This is a genomic window from Vulcanisaeta moutnovskia 768-28, assembly GCF_000190315.1.
Lineage (GTDB): Archaea > Thermoproteota > Thermoprotei > Thermoproteales > Thermocladiaceae > Vulcanisaeta > Vulcanisaeta moutnovskia.
In genome coordinates this window covers 2190198-2201661 of sequence record NC_015151.1, presented here as the reverse complement: position 1 = coordinate 2201661, position 11464 = coordinate 2190198, and the positions used below count along the sequence as shown (strand labels likewise).

General features: G+C 42.5%; 13 protein-coding genes and 1 tRNA gene. 6 read left to right on the top strand and 8 right to left on the bottom strand.

Annotated features, from left to right (window positions below; translation table 11 throughout):
• Window positions 1-56: 56 nt before the first annotated feature.
• From VMUT_RS11625 to VMUT_RS11610, 4 genes are all read right to left on the bottom strand, one after another.
• Window positions 57-440 (bottom strand): acyl-CoA thioesterase, encoded by a 384-nt coding sequence (locus tag VMUT_RS11625; protein WP_083805503.1) that lies wholly within the window; start codon window positions 438-440, stop codon window positions 57-59.
• 219 nt (window positions 441-659) lie between these two features.
• A complete protein-coding gene (locus VMUT_RS11620; protein ID WP_048057068.1) occupies window positions 660-1760 on the bottom strand; it encodes an MFS transporter in 1101 nt (366 codons plus the stop codon).
• Window positions 1761-1955: 195 nt separating this feature from the next.
• Entirely contained in the window at window positions 1956-2381 is a 426-nt protein-coding gene (locus VMUT_RS11615) for an SRPBCC family protein (protein WP_013605605.1), read from the bottom strand.
• A 78-nt stretch (window positions 2382-2459) separates the two neighbouring features.
• A complete protein-coding gene (locus tag VMUT_RS11610; RefSeq protein ID WP_048057067.1) occupies window positions 2460-3884 on the bottom strand; it encodes an MFS transporter in 1425 nt (474 codons plus the stop codon).
• Between the two features lie 118 nt (window positions 3885-4002).
• Between VMUT_RS11610 and VMUT_RS11605 the strand changes: the two genes are divergently transcribed.
• Window positions 4003-4791, top strand: a complete 789-nt coding sequence (locus VMUT_RS11605) for an HAD-IIA family hydrolase (protein WP_013605603.1) — start codon at window positions 4003-4005, stop codon at window positions 4789-4791.
• On the opposite strand, the gene VMUT_RS11600 is transcribed toward VMUT_RS11605, so the two are convergent.
• From VMUT_RS11600 to VMUT_RS11590, 3 genes are all read right to left on the bottom strand, one after another.
• Complete coding sequence (locus tag VMUT_RS11600; RefSeq protein WP_013605602.1) at window positions 4792-5094, bottom strand: hypothetical protein; 303 nt, start codon at window positions 5092-5094, stop codon at window positions 4792-4794. It abuts the gene before it with no gap.
• 60 nt (window positions 5095-5154) lie between these two features.
• Complete coding sequence (locus tag VMUT_RS11595; protein ID WP_013605601.1) at window positions 5155-5397, bottom strand: hypothetical protein; 243 nt, start codon at window positions 5395-5397, stop codon at window positions 5155-5157.
• A 123-nt stretch (window positions 5398-5520) separates the two neighbouring features.
• Window positions 5521-5724 carry a hypothetical protein gene (locus tag VMUT_RS11590; protein WP_013605600.1) on the bottom strand — a complete coding sequence of 68 codons (204 nt, stop codon included), beginning with the start codon at window positions 5722-5724 and terminating at the stop codon, window positions 5521-5523.
• A 74-nt stretch (window positions 5725-5798) separates the two neighbouring features.
• Between VMUT_RS11590 and VMUT_RS11585 the strand changes: the two genes are divergently transcribed.
• The 5 genes from VMUT_RS11585 (at window position 5799) to VMUT_RS11565 (ending at window position 10584) form a co-directional block, all read left to right on the top strand.
• Window positions 5799-7001: an FAD-dependent monooxygenase gene (locus VMUT_RS11585; RefSeq protein WP_013605599.1), complete on the top strand. Its 1203-nt coding sequence runs from the start codon at window positions 5799-5801 to the stop codon at window positions 6999-7001.
• A 50-nt stretch (window positions 7002-7051) separates the two neighbouring features.
• Complete coding sequence (locus tag VMUT_RS11580; RefSeq protein WP_013605598.1) at window positions 7052-7942, top strand: polyprenyl synthetase family protein; 891 nt, start codon at window positions 7052-7054, stop codon at window positions 7940-7942.
• Window positions 7943-8034: 92 nt separating this feature from the next.
• Complete coding sequence (locus tag VMUT_RS11575) at window positions 8035-8562, top strand: ribbon-helix-helix protein, CopG family (protein WP_013605597.1); 528 nt, start codon at window positions 8035-8037, stop codon at window positions 8560-8562.
• A 37-nt stretch (window positions 8563-8599) separates the two neighbouring features.
• A tRNA-Ser gene (locus tag VMUT_RS11570) sits at window positions 8600-8707 on the top strand.
• A 122-nt stretch (window positions 8708-8829) separates the two neighbouring features.
• Window positions 8830-10584 (top strand): hypothetical protein, encoded by a 1755-nt coding sequence (locus VMUT_RS11565; protein ID WP_048057066.1) that lies wholly within the window; start codon window positions 8830-8832, stop codon window positions 10582-10584.
• Between the two features lie 43 nt (window positions 10585-10627).
• On the opposite strand, the gene VMUT_RS11560 is transcribed toward VMUT_RS11565, so the two are convergent.
• Window positions 10628-11458: an NAD(P)-dependent oxidoreductase gene (locus VMUT_RS11560; protein ID WP_013605595.1), complete on the bottom strand. Its 831-nt coding sequence runs from the start codon at window positions 11456-11458 to the stop codon at window positions 10628-10630.
• Between the last annotated feature and the right edge of the window lie 6 nt (window positions 11459-11464).

Sequence of the window (11464 nt, the reverse complement as noted above, 5' to 3'; positions counted from 1 at the left end):
ATTGTTTCTATTTTGATTTCTCTTAGTTGGTTAGTGGGTTATGAAATATACACGGCTTAACTCTTAACCAGTGACTTCCTTATTTCACCCGGTAATTGCTTCTTTTTGCCCTCCTTGTCTATCAATACGTACACTATGTATCCGTTTGCAACTACTTCGTTATTTGCCATTATTTCGAAGTTGAATGTTACGCTGGTATTTCCAATTCTTGAGACTTGTACCTTAACGAGGCAATTATCGCTATACTTAATTGGCTTTTCATAGTCACAATGTGCGGAGGCAACGGCAAAATATATGCCCTCCTTCTCAAGCTTAACAATATCAATGTCTCGTTCCTTCATGAAGCTCGTGATAGCCTCATCAGCGTATACGAAGTACCTAGCGAAATAAATAACACCCATCTGATCGGTGTCGGAATATCTTAACTGAACTTTAAACATTGATTACCATTATATTAACTATTATTTATTCATTATATTGTATTCGAATCAATAGATACTACGTGCATTAAAGCCACCCTAGTACTGACGTTAGAGTATGATGCGTTTTCATGGTCAAGGTTCATCTCTTACTGTATCCCATGAGGCTAGGTTCATAAGATGGAAGAATTCAGTGATGGTACGGGGCTCGAGGGTATTATTCATTATTGATGTTGTATATTAAATCATGTAGAGGATTATTAATGATATTAAGGGCCCTAGTGCTAAGCTTAAAACGCCAAGTATTGGGCTTATGCTTATTGCGAAGCCTACGAATATTGGAGCCACCATAGAGCCCAACTGGGATACGGCATTTGCGTAGCCCATTGACGTACCTGCATATTCGTTTCCCATAATCTTTATTATCAATACATCAGTTGGTGGTCTATACAAAAACGAGCTAATTCCAAGTGCAAGAAAGATCGGGAAGAGTAATAGTGTGTCCTTGAGAAGGATTGCCGCTAAGAAGTCACAGACTATAAAGGCCGTTAGTGAGATCTCAATAACTTTCCTCTCACCTATTGACTTAGGTAGTACTGATGCCAAGAATATGGAGATCAACTGCCCCAGGGAGTATATGAAGAAGAGTAATACGGGTAGTATTCCCTTGATCCCATCATAGAGGACCAAGAATGGCAGGAGCCAACTCGATGTTCCCCAGGATCCCCATAATTCCCCTGCCCTTATCGCTACAGCCTTCGCCACTCTTAAATTCATTAACACGCTTTTAGGCCTGGCGTATTTGCTACTGACTACTTTGAGGCCTATTGAGGATAGAGATGCCGTGAGTAGTGCAAGGAATATTGCCAGATAAAAGGTTCTCCAGTGGGTAATTATTAATGGAGATGCAGCACTCAATGCAATTAGGACTATCGGTGCCGCACTCTCCAGCATCGCAACCCTACTGTGCACCTTCTCCTGAGTTGAGTAACTTGCTATCTTCATCGCTGATGGAAATAAACCAGCAGTTAGGAAACCAGCCATTAGGTAAAGCAGTAAGATTTGCGTGAAGGTGTTTGCCAGGAATAACATTAAAATCACGGCACTGGATAAGGTTCCGGAAACGAGTATTGCTTTACTCGGCCCAAACCTATCAATGAGTGCCCCCCAGGGTATTGAAGAAGTCATATAACCAATATAGAACAGGGTCAGAACAAGCCCTATCTGCACCGGGTTAAGTCTCAACAACTCAGCCATAGTCACACTAACTACTCCCCAACCCAGCCTCACAGCCAGCTGTAGAAAGGTTACACTCCACGCAATAATGAAGCCCCTATCCACCTATCCACCTATTGACAAATTATTTATTAAGTTAGTCCTTGATTATGTCTTGGTGTATACATTATTAATTAAGGTTTATAAGGAGCAAATTAGGTGCTTTATCAATAATCATTATCACAAAGCCCTATTAATCGTCCCTGATATTAATTAAAATCATGAATGATATATTCTCAGAATAATCAATCACCTACCTTATCAAGTTTCCTCGTTCAATATTCGCACCAACGCATTGCCTGCCCCATTCATAAAGTGCTTCCTTATCCAGGGCTTTATTATTAGAAAGAGTGGGCTTATCCTAATGCTCCATTGGCTAATTAGTAAGTTTCCATTTATGTAGTTCCTTACATAACCCCTTATTGGTCCTTCCAGGTAATTAATAAGCACGAGCCTATCAGCATTATGTATCTCAATCCTTGCAATGCCTCTGTTATTTGGGCCTGAGAATGCGAACTTGATTTTGACGAGATACGCATTACCATCCCTACTCACTATTTCCACCTCTCTATGACCCCTCCAGTACCTAGGCATGGCCTCAACGTCACTAAGTACCTGCCAAACCCTATCAAGGCGCCTTGGATCTACCTCCCTACTCACAGTGAATTCAATACTAAGTATTGGCATACTGATTCAACATAAGTTTGATAAGTGAAATAAAGAATATTTATCTTTAGTTATTTTGAGGGAACTGCTGAATTTCAGTTACCTATATGTCGATAACTCCTCAAGGCTCCTTCCCTTCCCCTCAACACCAATTAATACACCGGCTATTGCGCCAATTATCATTATCGCAGCCATTAACGTAAATGCAATTAATGCTGCATATGGTAGTGGCTTAAAGGTAACTAGTATGTATGGCATGACGAATGCTCCGATAATACCACCTAATCTACCTATTGATACAGCCGTACCGACAGCCGCAGCCCTTAACTGCGTTGGGAATGCCTCGGGTATCATTACGTAGAGTATATCGGCAGCAGCATACACAAAGAAATACGTTAAGGCCAGTAACCCTATCAGTCCTGCCAACCCTATCGCCTTGATATAGAACAGGTAGGCCATTAGAAGACCGAGCAATCCACCAACTGAGTAGGATACAACGGCCATTGGTCTCCTGCCAACCTTATCGGCTAGGTACGGAATTACAAAGGCACCCACTGCGCCAAATGCCGTAACTGGGACTAGGTATAGTGGTATTACCTTTGATGACACACCCAGTGAGGATAGGAATACGGGTATTAACGTGAATGCTGTATAGTATGGCCAAGTCTCTGTGAAATTAAGTAAGACGGCGCTTATGGCTCTCCTTGGGTATAGTGTGAATACCTTCTTAGCCACTGTCCAACCCCTTGGACTAGCAATAACAACATCAACAGGCTGAACTGGTGGTAATTCCTTAATCCCTAGCTGATTCCTAACGAGATCCTCAATCTGCTTAACAATGCCCTCAGCCTCATTGTACTTACCCTTCGATAGTAACCACCTCGGTGATTCAGGTATTGACCTCCTAATAGCCCACACAAACACTGCGAGTACTGCACCGATTAGGAAGGCAATCCTCCAACCAATGTTTATTGGTAACCTGGATATTGCGAAGTAGGAGGTTAATGATGCTATGACTGTGCCAACATCCCAACCAGCGCCTATTACGAAACCCAACCACTTACCTCTTTCCCTTGGTGGTACGAATTCCTGAATCGCACTATTCACGGCACCATACTCACCACCAATGCCAACGCCAGTCAGGAATCGGAATACTGTAAGGCTTATAAAATTAAATGAGGCTGCTGATAAGGCCGTAAATAAGCCGTAAATCAATATCGTAGTCATGAATAACCTCTTCCTGCCAAGGACATCAGCCAAAACACCAAATAATTCAGCGCCAACTGCCGCGCCTATTAGGAACAGGACAAGGCCCAACGTCGACTCCAATGACGTTATTTTAAATACCTTAGCAACAATGGCTAATACACCGCCATAAAGGGTGCTCTCGAGGCCATCTAGGAAATACGCAGCTGTTAATACCAGGATAACCTTCCGGTGGAATGGCGAGAATGGTAGGCGATCCAACCTAGCGAGTAAGTCTGTTTTTACCACCTTAATTCCAGTCTGATCACCATTGGGCATTAATTGCAGAAACTGATCATTTTTAATAAGTATTATCCTCAAGTAATCTAGGTAATTAATGACCAGGTGATAAAGTATATTAATACTTGGTATATGCTGGTCATCTTAATTTAATACTATGAATAATGCACTAAGGATTTTATTAGGTAAGGATTTAGTGGTTCTTGATGGTGATGGCACACTCTATATTGGTTCAAGACCATTACCTGGTGCCAGGGAATTCATAAGGTTCCTTGATGAGCATGGCAAGCGATACGTGATAATGACGAATAACTCATCCTTCAGTAAGGAGCACCATATCAAGAGACTAAGACGAATATTGGGAAGGTTTTTCTCTTATGATGAGGTTTTCATATCAACGGAAGCTGCCATAGAGTACTTATACGATACTGGCGTAAGGAGGGTTTACGCACTTGGTACGCCTGAGTTCATTCATGACCTCGTAAGTTCAGGTATTCATCACGACCCAGAAAGACCAGAGATTGTGGTTATTGCCTTCGATAAGACACTAACCTATGGTAAGCTAGTTAGGGCTGTACGCCACATAATGGCTGGCACTCCTTACATCGTGGTTAACCCAGACATACTGTGCCCTACGGATAGGGGTTACATCCCGGATACTGGTTCGATATGGGCATTAATTAGGACGGCCACGGGTAAGGATCCAATGGCTGTGACAGGTAAGCCGAGTAGCTTATTCCTTAATTACATGCTGAGGAAGCTGAGTGTTAGGCCTAGTGATGCCGTGATAATAGGTGATAGGCTATACACGGACATAGCCATGGCCAACGAGAACGGTGTAACCTCAATACTTGTCCTGACAGGCGAGACCAAGATCGAGGACCTAGTCAATAGTAGGTATAGGCCTACATTCGTGGTTAATACATTGATTGACCTATTGAAATAATTACTGCTTGGCTTCGGCCTCCTTCGGCCTCCTCCTCTCGCGCTTTTCTTCAATCTTCTTCCTGAGCAGGTTTACGTGGAATAGGAGTTCGTTAATGCCCAATTTATTACCGACCTCATCGCCATACTTAAGCAACTCCTCCGCCTCGTCTAAATCCCTCGACCTACCCCTGGCTATTAACCCCTGAGCCATATACACAACGCATTCCACAAGCTTCTCTCTAAACTCCAGCGCCTTCTCCTTATTACCCTCCCTCTCGGCCTTCTCAATCAATCTCTCCCACCTTGAGCAGGTCACTGCCATGCTATCACCAAACCGCAGTATGTGGTTGCAGGTTAATTTAAAAATTATGCCTTACCTTTCTCAAGCCTTTTTCTCCTGAGCCGACTTCCTCGCTTGCCTAGCCCTTGTCTCATTGATTAGTCTCCTGACCTTCCTAATAATGGCTATGTAATTATCGAAGAGCTTAGTCTCCTTAGCCTCCTTCGTAGCCTCCCTAAATAGTTTAACACCATCATCCAATTTCCCGCTCCTTATCAACTCCTCAGCAGTCCTTAGCTTAATCACTATTTCCCTGGCCTTATTTATTAATTCCTCAGTTAACATCGAAACAACGAAACCTAAACCCTTAATAAGGTTTATTAGTTGATAATGCCCTTGTTTGGTTGATATGAATTGATGATTACGGTCTGGAGCCCTGAATAAAATGATGATTGGTGGGCCGAATAATCAGTACTCATTAACGGTCTTATTCTTCGACTTATACTCCCTAATCAATTGATCAGCCACGTCAGGTGGAACCCTAATCGTGTATAATTGATGCCTTAACCTAGCCTTCAACTTCACATAATCAGAATACCTCTTAACCCTAATCTCAACTGCGGCATCTGCATACCTACGCCACAACTCCACAAGGAATACTTCCCTAGGCACGGCATTGCCGATATAGGGGATTTTTTAAGGATTTCTACAGAAGAGGTAATTAATCCCCAATTACTTGATTTAGCGTGGTTGTTAAGACTGATGTATTAATAATTGGCGGTGGACCCGCTGGTTCCTACCTAGCCCGTTATCTAGTCAAGAATGGCTTCAACGGTGATGTAATGCTCATTGATAAGAAGTCCGTGATTTATGCACCAATAATATGCGGTGAATTACTACCCAGTGAGGACTTACTTAAGCCCTGGATTAATAGGGATTTATACGAGGTATTGTTAACGACACTTAGGGAGACACTGCGTAGGGAATTCATTGTTAATGAGATTAAGTGGTTAAGGCTCGTGATTAATGACCGTGATATCGCTAGAATGCCCTTTAGGACTTACGTCATTGATAAGGCGGCGTTAATTAGGGGCGTCCTTGAGGACGCTATTAATGGGGGTGCCAAGGTTCATTTTGGGGTTACTGCCATTAAGTGCATGGTGAAAGATGATGGTTATGAGTGTCTTGTTCATGATAAGGATGGTGGCGAGTACGTGATTAACACTAAGGCCCTAGTCGGTGCTGATGCATATCCATCAATTGTCGATCTTAGTCTCGGCATAACTAATGGCTTCAGTGCTGAGGACTTAATAATAGCGACTAGTTCAAGGGCTAGGGGTAAGTACGTGGATAATGAGGCCGTTATTATCATGGATCCAGGAATAGCGCCTGGTGGCTTTGCCTGGGTATTCCCGAGGGGTGATGGTACGCATAACATCGGCGTTGGTGTTAGGAATAACATTGCATGGAGAGGGGATAATCCACTTAATTACCATATGCTCTTTATCAATAGATACGGCCTTGAGGGTATCCAAAGATCCGTGCTCATGAAGACTCTACCAATCGGCGGCCTACTGAATAAGTATGGCGTTAATAATGCGTACTTAATCGGTGATGCGGTTGGTTCGGTAATACCAACAAACGGCGCTGGCATTAACCCAGCCATGATAACTGCCCACTTACTTGGTGAGTCATTAATGCATGGTAGCAATTACCCAGCGCTTATGGATAGGTTGCTTAGGCCCTTGATGAATAGAATGGTTATGTTTAGGAGGGCTGGTGACCCATTACTAATGAGTAGGAATGCCATGGAGACCGCGTTGAGGGTTTCAAGTGGTCTTATGGCTAGTTCAATTTACGAGGCCACATTATCATCAATGAGGGTTAGCACATTCGTTAAGTTCCTAATTGGTAATTTATTGATTAGGTTAATCTCCAGCTTTGCTTAGCGTGCGTGTAGTATTTATTAAGGCATAAGTTTAAGGAGGTAATGAATTAAATGGCCGTACTGAACCCAGGTAAGTACATGGAGTTATTGCCAATGGATGTTAAGTTCGCACTTACTAAGGTTATTCATGTACTTGAGGAGTCGTTCATTGGTCTTTGGATGCCTGATAGACTTCTGAAAGCCACCTATCATTACATTAGGAATAGGGGTAAGTTAATTAGACCCACATTAGTTCTTCTTATGGCATATGCATTAGGTAATGGTACTGGTATTGAAAGGGCTATTTTACCAGCTGCATCTGTAGAATTAATACATACTGCGTCACTGCTTCAGGATGATATAATGGACCAACAGAGGATTAGGAGGGGTGTGGAGACTCCGTATAGTATTTACGGTTCTCACACAGCAATGCTTGCCAGTGACTTAATAATTGCTAAGGCCGTGGAATTTGCAATAAGGAGTGGTGATAATGACATTGTGTTTGAGCTCCTAAACTCATCCATTAAATTAGCCGTTGGTCAGAGCCTGGAGTCTGAACTTAGTGGTAGGGATAATACGACGATTGATGATTACCTAAAGTTAATTTATTATAAGACTGCGTCACTTATTGAGTCATCAATGATTGTTGGTGCATACTCCGTTAATGTTAAGGATAATGAGGTGATAAGTAGGATTAGGGATATTGGTAGGTTTGTGGGCATTGCGTTTCAGGTTAGGGATGACGTTATTGATTACCTAAACATGGATAGTAAGAACCCAGGTGTTAATTATGATGAGATTAATATTGTGAGGATAATGAGTAGGGATAATGGAAATATTGAGGATGCGATTAGTAAGGCGAGAAACCTACTAAATGATATGCTGGATAATGCCATAGACGCGATTAGGAAAACAATGGATAATGAGATCCTTATTAATTACATAAACCTACTGAGGATTTAAGAATTGATTAGTTAAGAAACGCGGTAATAAGCCATATATTACATCGCAAAATAAGTCATCCCTAAATTTAAATCGCAAATTACAAGCAGTTAATGAGTGAGGTCTTCATAATAGATGATATACCGGTGAAGTATGAGGACTTGTTTAGGGCGCCCGAGAAGGATGGAGCTGTCGTATCAGTTAGGGTACATAAATCTGTGAAGGAACTCCTTACAAAACTTGCGGAGAAGGAGGGACTTGATGGAGTTTCAGAACTACTCAGGTACCTAGTGGCGGGTTACATAATGGGTAAGTACAAGCTAATTAAGCCTGAACCAAGAGTAATACCGCAACCCATATTCCTAAATGTTAATATTAGTAAAAAGACGATTGAGGAGCATACGGACACGGCTCAGATAGGGTTGAAAATGGAGATCGACGAGATGATAAAGGAATCAATGGATGTAATCAATAAGGTGAAGAAAGGCGTAATAAATCCAAAGGGTAATGAGTACATCAGAAGGCTAAGGAATAAGACCGTTAAATACATGATCAAGGCTCTGAAATACGGCATGGAGGATGAGTACGAAAAACTAAAGACAATACAAATGACATTAACAACACTACTCGATGAGGAATAAGAAAAGCTTTAAATCGCAGTTAATGGCTTATTGACCTGCCGGGGTGGCCGAGCTAGGTCCAAGGCGCGGGCCTGGAGATTCCGCAGGGAACCTTAAAGTCCGTCCCCGCAAGGGGGCCCGGGTTCAAATCCCGGCCCCGGCACCATCCATCGCATTTTTCTTCTGTATTTTAGCCTTTTTAATTCGTTATTGTGCGGCCTTCAATTCTACTCGGTCCACTTTTTAAGAATACCCGAAATAAAAAAAGCTTGTGAGTTAGTAAGGCCGATGTATATGCACTACCCTAGATTGTTATTAATAATGGTCCTAGTGTTCTCGATTGCTGCAGTATTATTAACTATGCTCATAGTGTCTGGACAACAATTGAAGGTAAGCCCGAAGCCGATGATTGTGATAAATAGAACCGATTACCAAATAGATTATTACGAATTATCAACTGGCGAACCAACATTAGTGTTTAGGGGCATGTATGATGGCTCGCCGGTACCAATAACCGTGAGTCTCTTCGCCTTCACGCCAGGTAAAATCTACGTTGTTGGTTATTACTACGGTAGTAATGGGGTAGTTACGGTAAACCTCACCGGTAGCTTGGTCATGCACATAGCCAATAAGTGGCTCGGTAGGTATGGCGATTTATTATGGCCCTCGCTCATAGCCTTCGTGACTTATACCGTGGGTAATAAATCATGGACAGTAATCACGGCAATACCCTACGACCCATCCTGGATAACCTCAAGGAGACCAATCTATATCTCAATCACGACGCACCTTGATAAGGTTAAACCAGCAATACTGAGACCAATAATGCATGCAGGCAGTAATGTTACGAATAGTGGTTCTGGAATAGAGCCCACAGTGATCACCGGTGGCGGTGGGCAGAGCTATTTCGGTTACTTATACGTTGGTAGTTGCCTAGGTAATAGTGAGGTTAATAACGTAGCTAATCAAATACCTACTGATGCGGCCTTGGCATATTGGGTGCCTGTGCAATGCGATGAGCTTGAGGGGCCAATACCAATAATGTTTATTGGCTGGAGTCAAGATGCAATACAAAATAGCATATCGTACATAAGTATCGGCGACTTCGCTGGTACCGCCCAGAAGGGCTCTGGACTTTACGGCGTTGTTAATGCAACGGATCTCTTATCACCACAACTATACAGTGTATACCTTGTTGGCCCAACAATAACATTTAACAATAATTATAATATGTATGTTTATTATGGATCCTTCGTTGGAGGGTATGTAAATAACGAAGGGAACGTATACGATATTTATGTTAAGTATGGTTCATCAACAAGCTCAACGTTGTCGGGGACGGTCTTGACGTACACAGTCCCTGGTCAGGGATTTGTATATCTTGGTCTATACGGTAATATTTCCTACGTTTCCTATGAGGAGTATCAGCTCGGGCAGCCAATGTATGAGTGGGCTAATGGTACATTACCACTATCAATTTCCCCAAGCGAGATCTCGGGCAATGATCTCTTTATATACCCAGGCCTCGACACTGGTAATGGCCCCATCACGGGGATGTTCACAGCAATACTTTACAGTTATTATGATTACGGTCAATTACCAATAAGCCTATTGGACGGATACTCATACCCAACGAATAAGCAATGCAGTAATGCACCATCGGCGGCACAAGCCGACTCCAACCAGATAACTTATACCTTGACCTCCATAACGAATACTTATTCGCCAAATCCCATTGGGTGGGCTTACTTAGCTGGCTCTTTGGTGGCTGGTATTTTCCTTGTAGGGGCGCCCGCATGGCTTTCGATTACTGCTGGTTCGGCTCTCACAATCATAGGTATGTTTATACCTACTAATTTGTTTAATAGCAATCAGTTCGCGTTCCAAGCTTCTGTGACCATAGCATATACCGGACCATTCTACGTTACATTCTTAGGTACGCAGCAGGTCTCTAACGGTCAGGGTTCGCAGACGCTTTATCCAATGGGTATTATAATAAACGAGACTAATTATTACTTGGGTGTTTATAGTTGTCAAGGTTGATATTAAATTAATGTTGCGAGTTTCTATTTTAAATGTTATTGTGTTATTTGAGTATTTGTGCCGCTTCTGAGAAGTCCTTCTTTCCATAGCCTATTCCCTGGGCTATGCTCAGTATCTTATCTATGGTTGTTAGTATTGGTAGAGTTTCATTTCTATTTGAGGCGTATTTTATTGTCTCGTCAATCACATACTTAGCCAGGTCTATTGAGAAGGATTCTGGGTAGTTGCCGTTTAGTATCCAGGGTAGTCTAGTCCTTAGTTGTGCTGAGTCTGCCCCGCTCATGCTCAGTGCCTTGATTAGGGTGTTTGTGTCTAGTCCGAGGTCCTTTATTAATGGTGCCAGTTCAGCGAGTATCATAGTGTTGGCTATTATTATTGATGTACTGATGAGTTTGAGTAATGTGGCCTGTTCATGTGTGCCTATGTAGATTGGCGTACCTAACTGCCTTAGGAACTCCTCATTCTGCCTATATAACTGTTCATCACCGCCAATGAATAGCACGAGGGACCCGCTCTCGGCATGTTTTGGTCCTCCTTCAAGCCTTGCGGTTATATATTTCAATTTCTTATTGCGTACCACGGAAAGCACTTGACCGATTTCAGTTAAGTTCATGGTCGTAGTGTCAATAATGACAGTATTGGTGTTTAATTCATTGATTACCTGGGATGACTCCCTACCTGTGGGTAGCGCAAGTAATACATAATCTGTATCGCTGCATTGACTTAAGCTATCTACGGTCTTTACACCAGCACTGCTCAATGTAGAGTATATGGATTTATTGACGTCGTAGCCGTAGACCACGTTGCCTTTGTTAACGAGGTTAATTGCCATTCCCCTACCCATCCTACCCAGGCCAACTATACATGCTCTCATTGCCCT

Bases quoted from the DNA above. Each gene is read 5' to 3' on its own strand.
- VMUT_RS11625 (WP_083805503.1), bottom strand. From the start codon at position 440: ATGTTTAAAGTTCAGTTAAGATATTCCGACACCGATCAGATGGGTGTT.
- VMUT_RS11615 (WP_013605605.1), bottom strand. From the start codon at position 2,381: ATGCCAATACTTAGTATTGAATTCACTGTGAGTAGGGAGGTAGATCCA.
- VMUT_RS11610 (WP_048057067.1), bottom strand. From the start codon at position 3,884: ATGCCCAATGGTGATCAGACTGGAATTAAGGTGGTAAAAACAGACTTA.
- VMUT_RS11605 (WP_013605603.1), top strand. From the start codon at position 4,003: ATGAATAATGCACTAAGGATTTTATTAGGTAAGGATTTAGTGGTTCTT.
- VMUT_RS11600 (WP_013605602.1), bottom strand. From the start codon at position 5,094: ATGGCAGTGACCTGCTCAAGGTGGGAGAGATTGATTGAGAAGGCCGAG.
- VMUT_RS11595 (WP_013605601.1), bottom strand. From the start codon at position 5,397: ATGTTAACTGAGGAATTAATAAATAAGGCCAGGGAAATAGTGATTAAG.
- VMUT_RS11580 (WP_013605598.1), top strand. From the start codon at position 7,052: ATGGCCGTACTGAACCCAGGTAAGTACATGGAGTTATTGCCAATGGAT.
- VMUT_RS11575 (WP_013605597.1), top strand. From the start codon at position 8,035: ATGAGTGAGGTCTTCATAATAGATGATATACCGGTGAAGTATGAGGAC.
- VMUT_RS11565 (WP_048057066.1), top strand. From the start codon at position 8,830: ATGTATATGCACTACCCTAGATTGTTATTAATAATGGTCCTAGTGTTC.
- VMUT_RS11560 (WP_013605595.1), bottom strand. From the start codon at position 11,458: ATGAGAGCATGTATAGTTGGCCTGGGTAGGATGGGTAGGGGAATGGCA.